10 protein-coding genes are annotated in these 20852 nt (G+C 62.2%); 3 read left to right on the forward strand and 7 right to left on the reverse strand.

Annotation, left to right across the window (positions count from 1 at the left end; all coding sequences use genetic code 11):
* Nucleotides 1-227: 227 nt before the first annotated feature.
* The 6 genes from AB1J88_RS08655 to AB1J88_RS08680 form a co-directional block, all read right to left on the reverse strand.
* Nucleotides 228-473 carry a 4Fe-4S dicluster domain-containing protein gene (locus AB1J88_RS08655; protein WP_041062341.1) on the reverse strand — a complete coding sequence of 82 codons (246 nt, stop codon included), beginning with the start codon at nt 471-473 and terminating at the stop codon, nt 228-230.
* Between the two features lie 25 nt (nt 474-498).
* The gene (locus tag AB1J88_RS08660; protein ID WP_430290796.1) at nt 499-2229 is read right to left on the reverse strand and encodes a fumarate reductase/succinate dehydrogenase flavoprotein subunit; all 1731 of its coding nucleotides are present in this window, start codon (nt 2227-2229) and stop codon (nt 499-501) included.
* Nucleotides 2226-2978 carry a GntR family transcriptional regulator gene (locus tag AB1J88_RS08665; protein ID WP_222014829.1) on the reverse strand — a complete coding sequence of 251 codons (753 nt, stop codon included), beginning with the start codon at nt 2976-2978 and terminating at the stop codon, nt 2226-2228. The genes AB1J88_RS08660 and AB1J88_RS08665 overlap by 4 nt, the downstream gene beginning before the upstream one ends.
* Before the next feature lie 263 nt (nt 2979-3241).
* Nucleotides 3242-4210 (reverse strand): Gfo/Idh/MocA family protein, encoded by a 969-nt coding sequence (locus tag AB1J88_RS08670; protein WP_430290797.1) that lies wholly within the window; start codon nt 4208-4210, stop codon nt 3242-3244.
* A 27-nt stretch (nt 4211-4237) separates the two neighbouring features.
* Entirely contained in the window at nt 4238-5125 is an 888-nt protein-coding gene (locus AB1J88_RS08675; protein WP_430290799.1) for a Dyp-type peroxidase, read from the reverse strand.
* A gap of 142 nt (nt 5126-5267) precedes the next feature.
* A complete protein-coding gene (locus AB1J88_RS08680) occupies nt 5268-6308 on the reverse strand; it encodes an AraC family transcriptional regulator (RefSeq protein WP_430290800.1) in 1041 nt (346 codons plus the stop codon).
* Nucleotides 6309-6518: 210 nt separating this feature from the next.
* Here AB1J88_RS08680 and AB1J88_RS08685 point away from each other — a divergent pair, with 210 nt between their 5' ends.
* The 3 genes from AB1J88_RS08685 (at nt 6519) to AB1J88_RS08695 (ending at nt 8189) form a co-directional block, all read left to right on the forward strand.
* Nucleotides 6519-7466, forward strand: coding sequence for a SphA family protein (locus AB1J88_RS08685; protein ID WP_145597067.1), 948 nt, complete (start codon nt 6519-6521; stop codon nt 7464-7466).
* Between the two features lie 272 nt (nt 7467-7738).
* Entirely contained in the window at nt 7739-7930 is a 192-nt protein-coding gene (relB, locus tag AB1J88_RS08690; protein WP_003225628.1) for a type II toxin-antitoxin system RelB family antitoxin, read from the forward strand.
* A complete protein-coding gene (locus AB1J88_RS08695) occupies nt 7920-8189 on the forward strand; it encodes a type II toxin-antitoxin system RelE/ParE family toxin (RefSeq protein ID WP_084234091.1) in 270 nt (89 codons plus the stop codon). The genes relB and AB1J88_RS08695 overlap by 11 nt, the downstream gene beginning before the upstream one ends.
* A gap of 64 nt (nt 8190-8253) precedes the next feature.
* Here the strand turns inward: AB1J88_RS08695 and AB1J88_RS08700 are convergent, their stop codons facing one another.
* Nucleotides 8254-20748: a filamentous haemagglutinin family protein gene (locus AB1J88_RS08700; protein WP_430290801.1), complete on the reverse strand. Its 12495-nt coding sequence runs from the start codon at nt 20746-20748 to the stop codon at nt 8254-8256.
* Nucleotides 20749-20852: the final 104 nt, after the last annotated feature.

Here is a 20852-nt window from a genome sequence, read left to right on the forward strand (position 1 = left end):
CCTCGAATCATTTATAGGATGTTCGTCTCCGCCGCGATCAGGGCGCGGTGGGAAACGAGGGGTTTCGGTTATTCCAGCGTCCGGGGTATGCCGGATGGCTTTTGTGTTGTCCAGGCGGGCCTCATCGCTGGCAAGCCAGCTCCCACAGATTTCTCTGTGATTGCAAAGTCCGTGTCTCACTACAAATCCCTGTGGGAGCTGGCTTGCCAGCGATGGCGTCCGCCCAGTCACCGCAGGAGATAGGGGATTTCGACTTTCACCGCGCCAGTCGGGCAATCCTTTTCACAGGGCATGCAGTACCAGCATTCATCGAACGCCATGTAAGCCTTTTGCGTGGCCGGGTTGATCGCCAGCAGGTCCATCGGACAGACGTCGACGCACACGGTGCAGCCCTTGTCGGCGATGCATTTGTCCTCGTCCACGGTGACCGGGGCGTTGGAGCGGAAGAAGATTTCCTGGGCTTGATAGGCCATGGTTCGGACTCTCTCTGGTGATGCATCAAGCGGCAAAAGCGCCCACTCGCAAGCGGTCGTAAGCCTGCATGTCTTCGGCATCGAGCGCGATGATGTAAGGCTCGACGGGTTTCTTGAAACTGGTCATCCGGCCGTCCTCGCCCTTTTTCAGGTGACAGTGGCAGAACCATTCACTGTCATTACGTTGCGGATGATCGACGCGATAGTGGTACAGGCCCCAGCGACTCTCGGCGCGGAACAGTGAGGCGCGCGCGGCCATTTCGGCGCAGTCGCGGATCACGCTGGTTTCCATGGCGCGCATCAATTCGTGGGCGTTGTTGGCCTTCATCTGCTCAAGGTCGCGTTCGATGTCGCTGAAGCGCTGCAAGCCGATCAGCATTTTTTTGGTCACTTTCGGCGGTTGCAGGTAGTCGTTGACGAAGCGTCGCAGCTTGTACTCGACCTGCGCCGGTGGCAGACCGTGTTCACGATCCAGCGGCGCGTAGACCCGGGCTTTCTCTGTTTCGATCTGCGCGGCATCCAGCGTCGAGAACTCGCGCCCGGCGACAAAATCCGCCGCGTTGTGCCCGGCAAACCAGCCGTAGGTGAACGCGCCGAGCATGTAGTTGTGCGGCACAGCGGCCATGTCACCCGCCGAGTACAAGCCTTTCACCGAGGTCTCGGCCCGCTCGTTGACCCACACCCCGGACGCCGAATGGCCGCTGCAAAAACCAATCTCGGAGATGTGCATCTCGACCATCTGCGTGCGGTAATCGGTGCCGCGATTGGCGTGAAACTGGCCGCGACTCGGGCGTTCGTTGCTGTGCAGGATCTCTTCGATGTTCTGGATGGTTTCCTCGGCCAGGTGATCGAGTTTGAGAAACACCGGGCCGTTGCCGCTTTCCAGTTCTTGGTGGAACTCCCACATCATCTGCCCGCTCCAGTAGTCGCACTCGATGAAGCGTTCGCCCTTGTTGTTGGCGGTGTAGCCGCCGAGCGGGCCGGTGACGTAGGCGCAGGCCGGGCCGTTGTAGTCCTTGATCAACGGGTTGATCTGGAAGCATTCCAGGTTCGCCAGCTCGGCCCCGGCGTGATACGCCATCGCGTAGCCGTCGCCGGCATTGGTCGGATTTTCGTAGGTACCCATCAGGTAACCCGAGGACGGCAAGCCCAAGCGACCGGCCGCGCCACAGGCGAGAATCACCGCTTTGGCCTTGATCACATGGAAGTCGGCGGTGCGGCAATCGAAGCCCATCACCCCGTTGACTGCGCCCTCCTCGTCGGTCAGCAAACGGGTGCAAACGAGGCGATTGGTGATGCTCACCCGCGCCCGTTTCAACTGGCGGTAAAGGACTTTTTTGATGTCGTGCCCTTCCGGCATCGGCAGCACGTAGGCGCCCATGTGGTGGACTTTTTTCACCGCGTAATCGCCGGTCTCGTCCTTCTCGAACTTCACGCCCCAGCGATCCAGTTGCTCGATGGTTTCAAAGCTGTGAGTGGCGTACGCGTACACCGCGGCCTGATTGACGATGCCGTCATTGGCGATGGTGATTTCCTTGGTGTACTGCTCCGGCGTCGAATGCCCGGGGATGATCGCGTTGTTCAGGCCGTCCATGCCCATGCTGATCGCACCGCTGCGTTTGACGTTGGCCTTGTCCACCAGCAACACGCGCAAATCACGGTTCTTTTCTTTGGCCTTGATCGCGGCCATCGGCCCGGCAGTGCCGCCGCCGATCACGACGATGTCGTACTCCTGTTCCAACGTGTTGCGCGTCATGCCTGCTCCCCTTTTTGCCGGTCGATCCGCAGGCGGTACTGGAAGGCATCGCCACGGTAGTAAAGGTGCTCGAAGTCCAGCGGCTGGCCGTCGGCGTTGTGGGTCAGGCGCTCAATGCGCATGATGGGCGAGCCGGCTTCGACGTTCAGCGCCTGGGTCAAATCGCTGTCGGCCAGTACCGCGTCGATCGCCAGATCCGCGTGGCCGAGGGCAATGCCACAGTCGTTTTCCAGAATCAGGAAGATGTCGCGCGTCACCAGATCCGCCTTCTCCAGGCGTTCGCCGATGGCTTTGGGCAGGTAGGTGATTTCCAGCGAGATCGGTTCGCGGTTGATCAGGCGGACGCGTTTGATCTGCGCCACGGTCTCGCCTTCCGCGACCTGCAGGCGCTCGGCCACGCGTTTGTCGGCAGGGATGAATTTGAAGCTGCGCAGGCGGTTGATCACCTCGTAACCGCGCCCGGTCATGGACTCGGCGAGGCCTTGCAGGCTGCTGACGTTCTGGAAGGTTTTCGGCTTGGCGACGAACGTGCCTTTACCGTGGATCTTGAAGATCAGCCCTTCTTTCTGCAGATCGCCCAGTGCCTGACGAACGGTGATGCGGCTGACTTTGAACAGCGCGCCGAGCTCGCTTTCGGAAGGCATTTGGCTGTCTTGCGGATATTCGCCGTCAAGAATGCGGGCGCGCAGCACGTCGCGCAATTGCGTGTGCAACGGGACACTTGCCAGGGACAGTACGTTATCGGTCATCACGGGATCACTTGTTATAACGAGTTATGACGTGATCTTAGAGACGTTATGACAAGCTTGAGAAATATTGTTTGGGCATAACCTTAGACACAGGTTGACCGGGACTTTTGTGGCGAGGGGATTTATCCCCGATGGGTTGCGAAGCGGCCCTGACCCGGCTGATGCAATCTACCTGGCGGATCGAGGCGCATGGTTTTACGACTGCTGCGCAGCCGATCGGGGATAAATCCCCTCACCACAGGGGTTCTGTTTACAGAGAAAATTCAGTGCCGTTTAAGGATCTGGTCCATCACCCAGTCGGTCTTGACGGCTTGCTCGGCGACGGCCGGATGCTGCGAATCGCCCCGAATATGCGCATTCATGCCCAGCACGTGGTGCCACTGAATGTGCTCGTGATGCGCGATCTCCAGGCTGATCTGCTCATCGGCGAACAGCTGCACCGGATGTTCGTCAAACACGGAGAACGCGATGCGTCCCTGACTGCCGATTATTTCCACCCGGTCCTCGCGCCGATCCGCGACAAAACTCCAACAGCCCATGCCCAGTGCTCCGGAGGCGAAGCGCCAACTGGCACTGACCGCGTCTTCCGCCGCATACAACCCGGCTTGCCGGGCGGTGAAACCGGCGACTTCAACGATGTCGCCGAGCAGGTACTGGAACAGGTCAAAACCATGGCTGGCCAGATCGGCAAAGTAGCCGCCACCGGCGACGCTCGGGTCGGTTCGCCAATTGGCGCTGCCGTCCAGATCGGCCGCCGAGGGGGCTTTGGTCAGCGTCCAGCTCAGGTGTCGTACCTCACCGATGCGGCCCTGCGCCAGCCATTGCCGCACTTGAGCAAAACGCGGCAACGAACGGCGGTAGTAGGAAACGAACAGGTGCAGACCGGCGTCGGCAAACGCCTGCTGCATCTCGCGGCTTTGCCCGGCGTTGAGCGCCATCGGTTTCTCGACGCAACAATGCTTGCCGGCGGCGGCGACTTTCATGCTGTAGGCGTGGTGGCTATCGGGTGGCGTGGCGATGTACACCGCGTCCACCTCGGGGTTGTTGATCAGTGCGTCAACATCGGTGTAGACCCGGGCGATGCCATGACGTGCGGCGTAATCGCTCACCGCTTCGAGGCGCCGGCCCATCACCGCCACCAGCGCCGAACCCGGGGCCTTGTAGAAGGCCGGCCCGCTCTTGCGCTCGGCGACACTGCCGCAGCCGATCATGCCCCAACGCACCACGTCCATGGTCAAACCCTCCGTGCTTGCAAAACCTCAGCCCAGGCGCAGCGCGCGCAGATCGAGGTGGCCGTCCTTGATGGGCGGGCACCAGTAATAGCCGCCGGTAATCGGTCGGCTGATGCGGTACAGACCATCAGCGATACCGTCTTCCAGACCGCTCATGCGCCGCAGTTGCGCCTCGAAGGCGTCCAGCGAGAACCCGAAGGCGAGGAACATCAGACCGGCCCGGTCACCTTCAATCCATGGCATCGAACGGCGCACGACGAAGGCTTCGGGGGCGAAGCTTTCCTGGGCGGTGCGTTTGACGTGGGCAGAGACTGGCGCATCGTCGATCTCTTCGTTGTCGCTCAGGCGACGGCCCATGATGTTGTCCTTGTCTTCGCCGGACAATTGATGAAAACCCTTGAGGTCGTGCTGCCACTGCTGGATCGCGGCGAAGCTGCCGCCGACCAGACCTTCTGCGCCCTCGCCCAACAAGGCTGCAGCGATGGCGGCTTCGTCGTGCGGGTTTTCGGTGCCGTCTTCGTAGCCGGTCAGGTCATGGCCGTCCTTGTGGCGGAAGGCTTCCTGCCTGTCGACCAGGCGCAGCGCCGGGGCCAGTGCGGCCTCGACGGCGTTGCAGCGGTTGAGCAGTTCGCCACGGTCGTCACCGTGCAGCCAGACCCACAGCGCGTGCTGGGTCGAGGGGTTTTCCACGCCGACGCCGGTTATGGCCGGGAAGCTGCGCAGACCATCAATCTGTACGTTCAGCGCCTTGGTCAGGGATTCACCGAAACCGACCACCGCCGACTTGCCCTCCACCAGGCTCAGCAGGTTGTCGATCGCCTGCGGCAGTGCTTCAACCGACGCCAGGGCGAAAAACAGGTGGCGCGCTTGTGCAGGAACGGGGGTGGCGAGAATGCCCGGCTGGTAGTAACTCATGTGAACTCCTTGGGAAAGTGCGCGGGAGTTTACCTGTAGCCGGAGGGTTTGTGGGGCCTATGAAAGTCAAAAGATCGCAGCCTTCGGCAGCTCCTACACCGATCCCTGTAGGAGCTGCCGAAGGCTGCGATCTTTTGATCTTCTAAATGGTAGCCGTGCTCTCGGTACGCCACGCACTCGGGCTCATCCCGGTCCAGCGCTTGAACGCCCGACGGAAGCTGCGCACGTCGCTATAGCCGACCTCTTCGGTGATGCGTTCAATCGGCATGTCCGGATTCGCCAGCAGACTCAGGGTCCGCGCCTGCCGCACCTGTTCCAGCAGCGCTTCGAAGGTCAGTGCGTGCTCGGTGAGGCGCCGACGCAAAGTGCGGCTGCTCATGTTCAGGTCGCCGGCGATTTTTTCGATATGACTGCCCCGGCTCAAGTCCCGGGCAATCGCCCGCTCCACGGCTTGAATCAAATCGAGTTTCTGGTGCACCTGCGCCGCTTCCAGCTCCAGCAATGCAACCGCTTGGCGCAGCGCCAGCGAATGATGATTGGGCAAGTTGACGTCCAGCCACTGAACATCGATCAACATACGATTGTGCAGACAACCGAAGCGCACATCGGGCCCGAGCAAGCGGTGGTATTCGCTCAGGTAATCCGGTGCGGCATGCACAAACTCCACGGCAATCGGCTTGAATTCACTGCCGGCCAAGGCCCGGCCATACACCAGCAGGCTGGCGAAAAACTCTTCGACGGCAAACACCTGAACGTCGGCGAACGGCAAGCGGCACTCGGCGTCGAGGTGCACCTGATCACCCACCACATCGACGCTGGACACCACGATCCCGCCGGAGGTGTGTTGGTGGCGGATACCGAGGGCAAAGGCATCGCGCAAGGTCTTGCACAGCGACAGCACATGCCCGAGCAAGCCCAGCGTACCCAACACATTCTGCGCGCCGACCCACAGCCCCAAACCCTGATTGGGCAACACTTTGAGCGCCCGTTGAATCATCGCTACGGCCTGGCGATAGGAAATCCGTTGCGCCGGATCCTGCAGATCTTCGAGGGTGAAGCCCAGGCCGCGGCACAGGCTTTCGGGGTCGATGCCTTTGTTGTGCACGACTTCGGCGAGGGTTTGCAGGAGAAAGGGCGAGACCAGCGCCAATTCGAAAGTGGGGTCTTGGACTTTTACGTTCATGGGGGCTGACATTCCGGATCACGCTTGATTGTTATTTTTGTAACCGGTTATGTCGAAGGAAGTTAGCACAGGGTTGGCCGACTGTCCGCAGAAGTCCCCCTAACTGTCCGCCAATACCCTGCCCCGTCGGGCCTCTAGCGCTTATTTCTATGGTGCCGGACGTTCCGCGTACCGGCGCCACGTCCCACCACAATAATAATGAGGACAGCCATGAGCCCGAACCGCGCCACCTTCCCCTTGCGTCTGGCACTGACTTTGCTCGGTTGCACCGCGTCCCTGTCGGCTCTGGCCACCGAAGCCGGCGTCGACAACATCGGCCCCGGCACCGACGGGTTCTTCATGCTGCCGCTGGAAGTCGACAGCCTTCCGGAGAACATGGTCGCGTTCAACCTTTACTACAACCATTACAAGTCGACGAAGCTCAACATCAGTTCGTTGGGGGGCAAGGTGCCGAATGTCGACATCGAATCCACGGCGGTCATTCCGCGCATCGATTACCTGAGCCCGGTACGCGTGTTCGGCGGACGCCTGGCCGGCTACATCGCCCAGCCCTGGTTGAAGCAGGAAGTGTCGGTATTCGGTCTCAGCGATACCCGCGAAGGCATGGGCGACACCACGATTGCACCGATCATCCTGTGGGACATGGGCAAGAACCTGACCCTCGGCGCCGCCCTGGAAATCACGGTGCCCACCGGTGAATACAGCGTCGATCGGCTGGCCAATACCAGCAACAATTTCTACACCTACAAGCCGCTGTTCTCGTTCACCTGGCTGCCGACCGACAAGACCGAGGTGTCACTCAAGACCACCTACAGCTTCAACGAAAAGAACAAGGACACCGACTACAAGTCCGGACAGATTTTCCACTTCGATTATTCGGCCAGTTACAAGATCACCGACGATGTGATGTTCGGTATCAACGGCTACTACCTCAAGCAGACCACCGACGACAAACAGTACGGCCATACCGTGCAGTTCGCCGGGCAGGATGTGGACGACGGCGTGCGCGGCAAGGTCTTCGCGATTGGCCCGGCGCTGCACTTCACCTTTCTCAAGTACGCCAGCGCGGAGATTCGCTGGGCCAAGGAGTTTGACGTGGAGAACCGGCCGGAAGGCGACATGCTCTGGGCCAAGGTCAGCATCCCCTATGCCTTCTGACCTCGACCTGCAGGAGCTGCCGCAGGCTGCGATCTTTTGACGTTGGTTTTCACAAGCCAGATCAAAAGATCGCAGCCTGCGGCAGCTCCTACACAGACGGCGGTGTTGTGGAGGAATCCGATGACAACGTGCGTCGATTTTCCCTTATGGGCAAGGGAAACGTCTGACATCTTTCCCGCCAGCGCTTGGGGATACTTGGCACTTCGTCTTGCCAGTGACGACAGCGAGCCACATCCCCCTTAGACTGCTTCACATTGATCATGGAGGTCACTATGAGCGCCGAACTTTCCCTTATCGTTTCAGACTTCGAAACCCCAGAGCAGGCCGCCAGCTATGATCGCTGGTTCAGGGCACAGGTACAGGCCTCGATGGATGATCCGCGGCCCAACATCCCCCACGAGCAGGTGATGGCCGAGATGCGCGCCCTCATCGAATCGAAACTCAACAAAAACAGTGCGGGTTGACTGGCGACCTGAAGCTCGCACTCAACTCTGGCAAACCCTGAACTACATCGCTGACCGTAACGCCGTTGCGGCCAGTCAACTGAACGCCGCCATCGAAGCGGCTACCTCCGCCCTCCCACTTCACCCCTACCTTTATCGCTTCGGCAAGGTCGCCGGCACCCGGGAAATCGTTGTCCATCCCAACTATGTCGTGGTTTATCGGGTGACCGAGCGGATCGAAATCCTAAACGTATTGCATGCTCGACAAGGGTATCCCTGAACCTTCCCACCTACACAAAAAAAGGGCGACCAACCGGTCGCCCAAAGTACTACACGAGAGTCCTTTACAACGTCAGCTGCCCCCGTTCCTCCTCGGTCAGCTGCTGTTTCGCCTGTTCATCCAGCACCCCGGCGCCCAGCACCTGCACCGGGCTGTTCGGGTTGTATCCGCTGGCCGGCGCACGACTGGCGCCATCGCGGGTCGGCGCCAGTTGCTCGTTACCGAAACTCAGCACCTGCACGGTGAACACCGACGCCTGATTCTGCCGCGCTGCTGCCTGCTGCTGACGGGCCACGTCTTCAGCGGCCTGGGTGGCTGAAGAGGCAGCGGAGCTTGCCGAGGTGATCGCCCCGGTGTTCACCGCCGACACAACTGGCACACCCGTCGCCTTGCCCTGCACCGAGATGTTGGCAGCGTTGACCACCGTCAGCGCGGCGATGTTGACGTTGCCCGAGACACGAATCCCCGCCTCCCCGGCGTCGATGGTGCCCAGCGGCGCGATCAGGTCGATGTCGCCAGGTGCCACTTCGGCAATCGGGTTAAGGGTGGCGATACCCGCACCGGTGCTCGGCACCGAAGGCGACAGGGTCACGTTGCCCCAAGTGTCGTAAACCCGTTTCGGCGGGGTGTAGACCACGGTGGTTTTCGAGCCACGACCGGCGTTGATGTCGCCCTCGGCCGACCAACCGAGGATTGAGCCGCCGAAGGTGGTCATGATCCGGCTCTGCCCCAGCAGAATGCCGCCCTGCGAATACAGCTGAATGTTGCCCGAGCCCTGGGTGATGATCCCGGCGGTGGACGGTGGTGCTGCGCCTTCGATGCCGAACACCTGAGCGCCGCCCGGCGTGAGCATCTGGATATCGCCGCCGAACAGGGTTTTGACCCCGGCGCCGCCATACAGCGTGATGTCACCGTCGTAACGGAGCGGATTGCCCGCCACATCGGTGCTCGGGAACAGTGCGGCGATGGCGTTGCGACCGCGCAGATAACTGCCCTTGCGCGGGCCGTCGGCGTCGTTGTATTCCAGGCCGCCGGCGCGCAGTTCGGCGAAGTACACCTGGCGAGCGAAGATCGCCTGCTCGGCACTTGGTAGCGCGGCGTAGAACGCCTGTGCCTGCTCTGCGTTGCCGCTGAAGCCGTAGCCGAGGGTCAGCCAGCTCCGCAACTCGTCGAGGTAGGTCTTGACCACTTTGCCCGGCTGACCGTTGAGAGTGGCATTCGGATTGGCAAGATTCTGCGGGTTCAGGTAACGCGCGATGAACCTTGTGTAATCCGGCCCCTGTGCGCCCGTGCCCGCCTGCAATACCACGCTGGCACCGGGTCGCTTATCCCCGGCCACTATCGCGCCAAGACTGGTAATGCTGGCGCGATTTTCCATCAGGATGTTGCGCCCGGCATTGATATCCAGCGTGCCAGGGCCGGCGATATCGAAGCTGCTGTAGAGAATGTCGCGACCCGCCGACACCCGCGATATATCTCGCGGATTGTTATGAACGAACAGGTTGCCGGTCGAGGTAATGCCCTCCTGACCGACGCCCATTTCCTCGGGCTGCACGGCTGTCGGTTGGCCCAGGTGGGTTCCGGATGCCACGATGTCACGTCCGGCAATCATCCAGACAGGGCCTGCTGCTTCGTACCAAGTGCGTTTCGAGGTATCGAAACTCAACGTCTCGCCACTGCGTATCCCTACCAGATCGCCGGTCAGGGCATAGAACCGTGCGGGCCCCTGCACATCACTCAAACCGGAATAGCTGTCGGGACCAAAAGCGAACAATGGGTAACGCGAATTACCATCCGGTTTAACACCGTCACTGCCGTAGTTGCTGTTGAGTGGCTTGTTGGGGTTATTGCTGGAAAAGGCGAGGAATGACGGCCTGAACGGGGTGGCGATGGCCAGCGGGCTGGCACCGGACTGATTGATTGCGTAGCCGCCGGCATAGATGGAATCGCCCGCCAACAGTTCGAGTTGTCCGGATGGAGAAGGCGCCAAAAGCAGGGAGTACGCGGTTTTCGGCGCAGCATTGCCGACCCCGTAAGCCGCTGATGGCCCCGCATAAATCGAACCTTGAGCGGCAACGGCCCGAAGAATCGCCGGGTAGACAAAACGACCATCGGTGGGCGAGGTATTGGTGCCGCTCACGGGAGACAGACTCCCATCGACCTGCGCCAACTGAGTGCTGGGCGTGAGATTGCCGCCGGCGGAAAACAGATCGATGGCGGTGTGATCGGTCCACAGTGAGAAGCCGCTCAGGGTGCCGCCGGTAAGGATATTAGCGTCGCTATCGAGCAGTGGCGTGGCGTTGAATTGGCTCACACGACCGGGATCGGCCGCCCCGCCCAATACCAGATCACCACGGGTGCTGAGACTCATGCCGGCGTCTCCGGGAATCAGCACCAGGCCACCGGAGGCGTTGCTGGTCGTCGAGGTGAACGGATCCAGCGGTCGGGTTTCACGGACATCATGCAACTGCGAGCTGGCACCGTATTGCAGATTGATGCCGCCCAGCGCCCCACCCGTCAATTGCGCCGCACCGCGCAAGTTGATCAGTGCGCCTTGCAGGTCGTGCCTCGGCGGCTGAGTCCCGTTATCCCCGGCCCGCGCTTGCAGCGATGGGTTGAATGCGCCGCCGATGCGAATGTCCATATCGCCACCGCCGGTCATCTGCACGCTGCCATCGTCGGCGACACGCCCGGTGCTGCCCACGGCAACGATCAGCCCTTGGCTGCGCGGATAATTGACCGCATCGCCCAACGGTCTGAGCATCCCGGCGTCGCCACCGGCACGCAGGCTGATGTTGCCGCCGCCCAGGGTGCCGAATCCGGTGAAGCCCACCAGGTACGGTTCGGTATTGGCGTCAGGCGTCATCAACCGAGTAGCGTAACTGCCAAAGTTGATCCACCACGCTGTGGGCACATCCGGGTTGCCCGTGCCTTGGCGCCACAACCAGTTGCCCACTGACGCACTGGCGATCTGTTCGCGGAACCCAGCCGCTGTCGATTGCGCTTTCGTGCCTACCGAGTCACCCGAAACCGACCCGCCGGCATTGATTGTCAGGTTGCCCCCCATCTGCGGATACCAGGCCTGATAGAGGCTGTCGCTACCGCCGTCGACCCATTTTTCATAAGCGGCACCGGCCGTGCCCATCACCGAATTGTTATCCGAAAGATGCCCGCGCGGTTGGTTATAGAGCGGGTCGATATTCGCTGACTGGGTGCCGGCGGTGTACACGCCGAACGGCGAATCCATGCTCAGATTGCCTGCGGCGATCAGGTCGAGATCACCCGTGCCGGTGCGCAGAACACTGAACATCTGCATATGGGCCTTGGCCGTTTTCCCGGGATTGTTGCCGATGCACAGCTCTGGCTGCAGATCACAAATGAATTGAGCCTCCTCGGGAACCGGTTCGTAGTCCGGCCCCATTCCGCTGCCTGGCGCCCAGACCCACCGGGCCATGGGTACGCACAAATCGGCAATTTGCTGGCAGTACTCGAGCATGTCATCAGGGACCGGCTCGTAGGGAGTAAAGAAGGGATTATCCGGAGCCCAGACCAGCTTGCCCGCCGCCGTGGTGATGTTGACGCCGTAATGACTGTCCGCCAGCCGCAGATTGCCTTCAGGGGTCAGCGGTTTGACCGCACGGCTGTCGGCCGCAGCAAGATCTGCACCCGCCACCACGCGCATCGACCAGGAAGCACTGCCCGACGGCAGCATGCTGGCCAGCGCCCAGTTCTTGCCCTGTTGTGTGCCGTTGAACGGGCGCAACTCGATCAGCGAAGTGCCTTCGGCGAGCTTCACATCGGTCATCGACGGAATCAGCGAACCGCGCAACAAGGCCACTTCGCCCTTTAATTTCACCCCGGAGAACGTAGTCAGGTCTGCATCGTAAACGCTGGGCAACGGCACACCCTTGGGCCAGTTCATCGCTTGCAGGGCGGTGGCCTTGTTCAAACGGATCCCGGCACCCAGGCGAGTGTCGGCAGGCAACGTCACGCTGTCGCTGAGCAGCGTACCGGCGGCGTACAGCAGATGACCGTTGCTGTCGTGAATCGCCCCCGCCAGCACGGTGCCGGCGCTGAAGGTATACGCCTCAGCCAACACTGCCTGAGTCGGCAGCAACGTGCCGCTGGCCAACACCGCGCCCTGAAGGGTCACGTCATAATTGAGCGTGACGCCGATCGGGAACTGTGTCCCTTCAGCCAGCGAAACACCACTGCCCGGCACGATCAGATCGCCACCGAACGGCTGCACACCGGCAATCAGTTTCCACCCGGCGTCATCCTGGGTTTCCGGTGGCGGCGCGAAGCCGTCATTGATGCTGCCGTAAATATCGAGGTTGCCACCGGCACGAATCACCAGGCTGCCTGCTTCCCCGGAACCATATACGGCGGGGTTCAGCTGCGTGTGCGAATTGAGACTGGCATAGCGATAACCCGAAAGGTCCAGATCGCCCTCCACCACCAGATCACCGTCGGCAGTCTTGCTGGCGATTTCCACGCCCGGGCGCAGATGGAAGGCGTCGGCGTAAGTGGCGTTATTCAGCCCGGCGAGTTTGCGTTGCAACAGATCGTTGTTGCCCAGTGCGCCGTTGATAAAATCATTGCTGTCGCCGTGAATGCGTTCGAGCATGGCCTGATCAATCACCTGATATGGTCGGCCACTGACCGCCGGATCGACGCCATCGCGGGCATCGGTATAGCGGCGCAAACCATTGAGCCCGATGGAGCGAGCCCCCTGAATGGTCAACGCACCGCTGGCGTCGATGGCGATGTCATTGCTGCCCAGTCGCGGCGCGTTCAGCTCCAGCGTACCGCGCAGCACTCCATCGTGTTGCCCGGCGAGGAAACCGGGCACGGCATCGGTGCCGTGGCGCAGGTCGATGCGCGCGCCGCTGCCCAGCGTGAGCAAGCCATCGCCGGAATTCAGTTCGACCGTGGCGCGGTTCGGCGCATCGATGATCTTGCCGTAGCTGTCGACGCGCAGCACGCGACCATGGGCATCGAGCACGCTGCTGCCCGCCAGGGTCAGGCCATTTTTCGCCGACAGGCGAATGCTGCCGACACGCTCGCCACTGGCATCGATCAGACCGGCCACCGTCAGGCTGCCATTGTCCACCGAGACATTGACTTCACCGGCCTTGAGACCGTCGCCGATCATCAGGTTGCCTTGTTTGAGCTGCAGGCTGCGGCTGCCGTAAACCTGCCCGGCATTCAAGCGCTGATTGAATGCGGCGAACTGCTCGGTGGCGTCACCACCCAGGCGCTGCGCGCGAATGTCCACGCCACCGGCCTTGTACGGCACCAACGTGCCGCCGGCGTCGTAATAACCGCTGCTGCCGCCGGCAATCTCGCCTTGCAGATCGACCGTCCCGGCCGCATCGGCCAGTGCGACGACGCTGAGATTACCGGCCTGATTGTTCTTCGCCGACAGGTCGATCCGCGAGCCCGCAGCCTGACGGATATTGCCGTTGGCGCTGTACAGCGAGACGTCGCCGCCCCAGCTGTATTTGCTGACATCGTTGAACGGCAAGGTCCGCCCGGCCATGTCCAGCACGGCACGAGTGCCCAGCGTCAAATCGCCCTCGGACTTGACGGTCAACTTGCCGCTGGCCAAGGCAATACGGCTGTCCAGCACGATGTCGCGGGCTTCAAGATTCAACTCCGCACCCAAGGCATTCGCCAACCCGGCAGTTCCGCCGCCGCTGAGCGTCAGGCTGTTGCCGGCCTTCAGCAGGCTGACCGAAGCTGCTTCACCGGTGAGCAACGGCGTGCGCAGGTTCAGATTGCCGCCGCTGTAGCTGTAACCCTTGAGCGGATCGTAAGCGCCCTGCTCCTGATAAACCGCCAGGCTGCCCTTGTGATTGGCGGTGATGCGCTCGCTGGCGCTGAGGTTGACGTTGGCAAAACCCAGCGCCAGACGATTGTTCTGATCCAGCCCGCTGGCCTGAGGCATCGGGCCGTAACCCAGCTCGATCCGCTGGGCCTGAATGTCCAGTGTGCCGCTGCCCGTACCGGCGCCACCGGTGATGACGCTGCCAGCACTTTGCGTCGCGCCGTTCCAGACCAAGTTGGCGGTGCGGATACTCGCCACATCGTTGGCATCGCCCAGACCGTAGATCGCCGGAGTGACCAGCACCAGATTCTGCAGTTTGCTCTGGCCGGTCTGTGGATCGATCGTGTCGAGGCTGACGCTGCCGAAGAAATTGAAGGTGTCGCGAGTGGTCAGGCTCAGGGTTTCCAGAGCCGGCGCGCCATATTGGGTGTCGCCGCGCAGCAGGCGGTCGAGCACGTTCTGGTTAAGGGTCAGACCGGCCGGTACGCGACCGCCGGCCGCCGCCAGCGCATCGGCGCTGCCGGCGTTGACCGAGCCCACTGCCAGTGCCAGTCGGCGCGTGCCGAAACGTACTGCTTCACCCAGTTCGAACTGATTGTCCGTCGCCGCCGTAATACTGCCGTTCGAATAGAGCAGCGCCGGATCGTTGCAGGGTGACGAGGCACACACGCCAATCCGGATGCTGCCCGCGCCGCTGATGCCGCTGGCCGCTGCCGGCGCCAGCACATGGGTCCAGCCGTTGGATACGACCAACAGGCTCGAGGCTTCAGGCTGGTAGAGGTAGCCGGACGTTGAATCGAAGGCCACATTGCCACGCCCCAGGGTGTTGATCCCGGCGCCCGCTTCGACCGTGATGCCACCGTTGGTCGAGGTGGTGCGCAGCACGACTTCCGGCGCTGACAGGATGGCCCCTTCGCGCAGCGTGATGTTGCTGGAGGTCCCCACGAACTTGATGATGTTGCCGGTCGTGTTGTAAATCACCTCCGTCAGCGCACCGAGCGTCAGACGTCCGGCATTGAAGTTGTTCAGCGTGTCGGCGTACACCGACACGCCACTGAAACCCGGCGTCGGCGCACGCCCCGTACCGAGCACCTCAAACTCGGCGCCGGCGTAACCGCCGCGTAGCGCCGCCGTGCCGATCAGCCCACCCTCGGCGGCATCAAACAGCGCTCGCCCATCGAACTGCAACGCAGTCTCTTGCTTGCCACCCGTGCTCAGGCGCAGATCGAGCACCTTGCCGTCCATTGGCGCCAACGCACGGGGCACGCCACGCCGGGCGGCATCGCTGCGGATGAACTGGGTGAACGAGGTTTCGTTGTACTGCGAGTAACGGCGCAGCACGTCAGCCGACGTCAGGATCACCTGACTGGCCAGACTGTCGCGCAGTCCGGTATTGGCAATCGACATCTGCCCGCTGCCGGTCCACGAACCGTTGCGTAGCTGCAACGCTGCCGTCGTCGCAGCTGGCGTCGCCTGACCGTTGACCTCGACCCGGAATGCGCCCGGCAACAAGGCAAAGGTGGACGGCAGCAGCGTGTATGTCCCCGCCGCCAGCCCCGGCACGCCGGCGCCAATAGTGACCTGCTGGCCGATGCGCGGATCGACCGCTCCGGCTTCGGCCAGGATCGGCGCGTAACGGCTCTGATTGCCCGGCACGATGGCGTAGACCGGATTACTCACCAGCCCCGGCAGACTGAAGGTGCCATCGGTGGCATTGCGCACCAGCGGATTGAAGCGCGCATCGGTAGAGCCGCCGCGCCCGGAAATGAAACCGGCGCCGCGAAGATCGCCACCGCCGGACAGATCGATCAGCGCACCGTTCTGCACTTCGATGTATTGCCCACCGATCGCCACGCCGTTTTTATCGCCCGTGATGCCGTTCAACACCACGGATTTACCGTTGTAGAGATAATCGATGCCGTCCGTAGTGCCACCGTATGGCATGACCAGACCGGCGCCGCTGACCGACGTGGTGCTGCCCGACAGCAGTCGAACCTCATGACTGGTGGTCTGCAAATCGTCACCCAGAACAATCTTGCCCAGCGGGGCCCGCACCACCCCGCCCTGCTCGATGTACGCCGCGGAAAAACTCAGATTGCCGAAGACCGAGTACGGCACCTCAGCGGGTGCCGCACCGTGGCTGCTGATCCGCAGCGTATGGTCGGACGCCGCAACGGCACCCTGATAGCCAACGCGCACTTCAGCCTGGACGTCACTGGCGGGATAGATTTGTGCAGCACCGAGGTTCAAGTCACCCGGCGTCCACAGCCGGGTTTTTTCGGCACCGTCATTGGGCGCGAGGAAACGCAGATCGCCACGACTGTCGAGGCTCACCTGACCAAATGCCCGTCGGCCATACGCAACCGCGGGCGCGCCAAGTTGCAGGATCGAACCCTGTGTACCGAACGACAGGCCATTGCTCACGTCCAGCAAGTCCGCTGACGCGCTGAAGGTCGCGTCCGACAGCTGTGTCGTCGGATTATTGGTCAATCGCGGCCGTATCAGGCCGAAGCCGGCGTGATAAGTGCCGACGCCGGACAGACGCAGGTACGGCGCGCTCAAATCGACGCGAGTCGTATTTGCGGAAGTTTCGGCCAGCGACAGCGCTCCGGCGTACAGCGTCAGGCTCTGGTTCATGTGCAGATTGACGTCGCCGTCAAACGACAGCAAACCGTTGCTCAACAGACTCAGGTTATCGAAGCCGCCCGCCATCAGGCTGTCTGCGCTCAAGCGCGTCTGACCGTAGCGCAGGTCAGCGGCGCCCTCGCCCGGACGCAGATCCGGCGCGAGCGGTTTGTCCGTCGGCGCCTGGCCAATGATCATCTCTCGCGGCGCCCGCACGGCATTGCTTGCCGAGTCAACGTACAGCGGTGTTTCAAGCGCAATGTCCAGACGACCGCCGGCAGCCCCGACACCGCCCGCCGCTGCACGCAGGTTGCCCTCAACAAACAGGCCGTTGTAGGAACTCAGGCTGATCCGCCCGCCATCCGTCGCAACGCGGGTCGGTCCCTGGCCGGCGATATCCACAACGGCCTCGCTGCCGGAAGCGTCCAGCCGGGCGCCCTGACGCACGATCACATAGGCATCGGCGGCCGTGGCTGTAGCCAGTTTCGCATCGATTTCACCGCCGATGATGATGCTGCCGCCCTTGCCGACCTGCCCGTAAGTGCGGCCCAGCGCATCGACTGCCGTAGTGGCGCGTCCGGAGACATCCAGCACAGCCTGTTCACCGATCCAGATGGAGCGGTCATGTGCGCTCGGATCGGCCACGACAATGGCGGTCGCCGGTTTGTTCGAACCAAACTGTTGCTGACGGATATCAATCGCACCACCCCAGGCATTCAGTTCACCTTCCACGGTGATCTGCCCGGCACCGCGCAGTTTGATGCTCTGCCCCGGATCGACGCTGATCCGCGAACCGCGGCCCAGGGTCAAGGTGCTGTTGGCGGCGTCTATCAGCCCGACCAGCGTCGCGCCACCTTGCAGTGTCAGGCTGGCGCCGGCGCGTTGAGTCAGTACGCCCTTGGTCGGGTTTTCCTGGAACAGCGTCGGTGTCCACAGCTCCAGCGCCGTTTGCGGATCAACACCACTGACCTGATTCGGCGCGGCATCGGCGAAACGGTACACCGGCATGAGCACATCGATCGCCGTACCTTCAGCAACGTCCAGCCCATTCAGGCCAATCAGGTTGTAGGCGGAAAAGCCCTTGCGCAACAGATCGGCAGACAGCTGCAGGGTATTGTCGGCCAGCGCCTTGTCGGTCTGACCGATGAGAATCTTGTTGGCCTGCACCGTCAGCGTGCCGCCGCCCGTGACACCGTAGCCCCGCAGACCGCCCGCAAGGTTCAGGTGGGTTTCACCGGGCGCCGAAATCGCACTGGATTCCAGCGTCAGGTCCCCGCCCTTGCCACCCCGGGTCTTGCCGTTGGCCAGCACAGCGCCGCCGGAGGACACATCGAGCAGGCTGCCCGCGCCAAGGTCGATATCGCCGCTGCTGCGGATCGATATCAGGCCACCATTGAGAGACGCCAGGCTCGCACCGTCGTCCGGGTTGCTGCGCAGGTTGCTCCATACACCACGGGTATCGAGTTGCACGCCTTCGGCCACAGTGACTTGCGTCGCCTTGCCGACCTTCGCCGTGAGCCGAGTATCAGCGGTATCGCTACTGAGAAACTGATTGAGCACATTGCCCAGACGCAGGCTGCCGCCACGCGCGGTCAGGTCGGCGCCGACCTGCACATCCGGGGCGTACAGGGTGATGTCGCCACCGTTATCGACCGTGAGCGCATCGTCGACGGCGATCTGATCCTTGGCAGATACCTTCAGTGCACCGAGACGGAATCCGTTGAGCTGATCGTTATCGAGATACAGCTTGCCCTTGCGGGCACCGGGCACTACGCCGGTCAAGTCCAGATCGTTGCCGGCAACCGGAGGCGCGCCACCGATCTGCACCTGATCGAGCAATGGATTGAGGGTGTAGAGCAGGCCATTCGACGCCGCGACGAAGGTCGGGTCGTAACTGCCGACGATCAACTGCGCACGCCGGGCCAACGCGGTCTGACTCTGCTGATAGCCGTCGAGCAGCGGTTTCGGCGCCTGGCTCTGCCGTTCGCCCTGATACACCTCGCCGATCATTTGCCCGTCGAGCACGGCGTTGGCCGTGGCGATCACCAGTTGTCCGGCGTCACGACCGACGGTGTAGCCCGACTCGAAACGCAAGCGCGGGGCAATCAGCGGGCTGTAGTAATAACTGGTCTGGCCCCAGCGTTGGCTGCTGTCTTCATAACCTTTGTACAGGCCGGTGTAGAGCAAGTCCCCCGGCGCGCGCGACACTTCATACAACTTGCCGTCGGCGCCACGCAGCCAGCTCTGGCGGATCTCGCCGCTCTGCACATCCAGGGTGCCGCCGGACAGGTTGATCAGCGAACCCTTTTCAGTCACCACGTCGTTGCCGGCAAAACTCACCGTGCCGCCCTGAGCCATCCATTCGCCGACGCTGTGGCCCTGAGTGCCGAGATAACCACCGACTTCGAGCAAACCGCCCGCCGTGTACCAGCGATCCGTGGCGTAGCCGTTGGTGCCGGCCGGCACATACACCAGCTCGCGCACATCGACCCAGATGTCATTGCTGTTGAGCGCGCCTTTCTCGCGGTTGACCGAGGCATCGCGCTGCTCGTTGCCTTGCACGTTGATCTTGATGCTGTTGTTTTCCATCGCCACTTTGACGCCGAGGGCACCGGACACATCGATCATTGCACCGTCGCGCACCAGGCTGCGGCGTTGTGCATTGACCGCAACCTGGCCGCCGGTGGCCAGGGTGATCGAACCGCTCTGGAACTCGACACTGCCGCCGCTCTGAATCTCGACGCGTGACTGATCGCCACGGATCCGGTTATTGGCCGTGACGCCCGTCAGCGCGGCCTGACGTTGGCTGTCGAGGGCCGTCAGGTCACTGCTGTCGAGCATGACGGCCGTGGCGCTGCCCTGCCCCAGCGTGACGCTGCCGCTGCTGTCGCTGTTCGGGTTGGTCAGGTGAATAGTGCCCCGCGTCGCCACTGACGTGCTGGCGAGCAATACGCCATTTTGCACCACCTCGTGACCGGTCAGAGTGATGTCGCCCGTGGCAGACTGGATCAGTCCGTTGTTAGTGACTTTGCCCGCAACGGCACCGGTCTTGAAGCCCGGAATGACTTCGCTGCCGAAGGTGGTCGACAGCGCATTGCCTTCGGTGCCCGAGCCCTTGCGGATGTAGAAACGATCACCAGCGGCGAGCACGGTCTGGCCCTTGGTGGTGCTGATGCTGCCGTCGTTCTGTACGTCGCTGCCGAGCAGCAAGGCATAACCCCCGGCAGCGGTAGACGATGCCGGCTTATGGGTGTCGATGGAGGCACCGCGTTCCACCGACACTTTGCCGGCGGCATCGGTGAAGGTCGGCTGGGTGGCGCTGCTGTCGAAATACAGACCCCGATCGCGGAACTGGATATCGGTGATATTCGCCGCTGCTGCCACCAGGTTGCGCACGTTGATCTGACTGCCGCCGCTGAAGACGATGCCGTTGCGGTTGATCAGCATCACCGTGCCGTCGGCCTTGATCTGGCCCTGAATCTGGCTGGCCCGGGCATTCGGATCGTTGACCCGGTTGAGCACCGCCCAGTTCGACTGCTGGGCGAATTCAACGGTGGTGTTGCGGCCGACGTTGAAGGTTTCCCAGTTGAGGATCGCCTTGTCGGCGGTCTGCTCGATCTTCACCGTTGTCTTGCCGTCGGCCCGGGTCTGTTGCGGGCCCTTGGCGTTCTGCCAACCCTGGGTCAGGCTGTTATCGACTTTCAAACCGCCCTCGCCCAGACCGTCCGGTACAAACTGTACCGTGCCCAACGCCGCCGTGCGTCCGGCCGCCTGTGCCGCCTGTTGCGCAGCAATCGCGGCAACCGTGTTATTCAAGGTCTGAATCGAACGCTGCAACTGCGCATTGGCTTTTTGCTGTTGGGCCAATGGCGGTGTCATCCCCGGCAAGCCACCCACGCTCGGACGCGCCGCTGCGGCCTGCTGCGCTGCACCCTTGGCGGCAAACCAGCTCGAACTGAACGCCGTCTGCGCCTGCGCACTGCCCGCCACCAGACACAACGCCACCGCGTGCGCCAACGGCTTGAGCAGCCACAGCGCCGGCTCCACGGCATCACGCTGGAAGGACTGAACGTGGGTACGACGACGGGATGGGCGAGCGAGCATCACTACGAGATCCTTTTTGATTGCCACACTTTGGTTGCCAAAGATGCCGCAGGCCTGCAAAAACCTGCTGTTACGACATAGGCCGTTGGCGGAGGGCGCGACCG

The organism is Pseudomonas sp. S8 (assembly GCF_050473925.1).
Classification (GTDB): Bacteria; Pseudomonadota; Gammaproteobacteria; order Pseudomonadales; family Pseudomonadaceae; genus Aquipseudomonas; species Aquipseudomonas parakoreensis.

Bases quoted from the DNA above. Each gene is read 5' to 3' on its own strand.
- AB1J88_RS08655 (WP_041062341.1), bottom strand. From the start codon at position 473: ATGGCCTATCAAGCCCAGGAAATCTTCTTCCGCTCCAACGCCCCGGTC.
- AB1J88_RS08685 (WP_145597067.1), top strand. From the start codon at position 6,519: ATGAGCCCGAACCGCGCCACCTTCCCCTTGCGTCTGGCACTGACTTTG.
- AB1J88_RS08660 (WP_430290796.1), bottom strand. From the start codon at position 2,229: ATGACGCGCAACACGTTGGAACAGGAGTACGACATCGTCGTGATCGGC.
- relB (WP_003225628.1), top strand. From the start codon at position 7,739: ATGAGCGCCGAACTTTCCCTTATCGTTTCAGACTTCGAAACCCCAGAG.
- AB1J88_RS08700 (WP_430290801.1), bottom strand. From the start codon at position 20,748: ATGCTCGCTCGCCCATCCCGTCGTCGTACCCACGTTCAGTCCTTCCAG.
- AB1J88_RS08670 (WP_430290797.1), bottom strand. From the start codon at position 4,210: ATGGACGTGGTGCGTTGGGGCATGATCGGCTGCGGCAGTGTCGCCGAG.
- AB1J88_RS08680 (WP_430290800.1), bottom strand. From the start codon at position 6,308: ATGAACGTAAAAGTCCAAGACCCCACTTTCGAATTGGCGCTGGTCTCG.
- AB1J88_RS08665 (WP_222014829.1), bottom strand. From the start codon at position 2,978: ATGACCGATAACGTACTGTCCCTGGCAAGTGTCCCGTTGCACACGCAA.
- AB1J88_RS08675 (WP_430290799.1), bottom strand. From the start codon at position 5,125: ATGAGTTACTACCAGCCGGGCATTCTCGCCACCCCCGTTCCTGCACAA.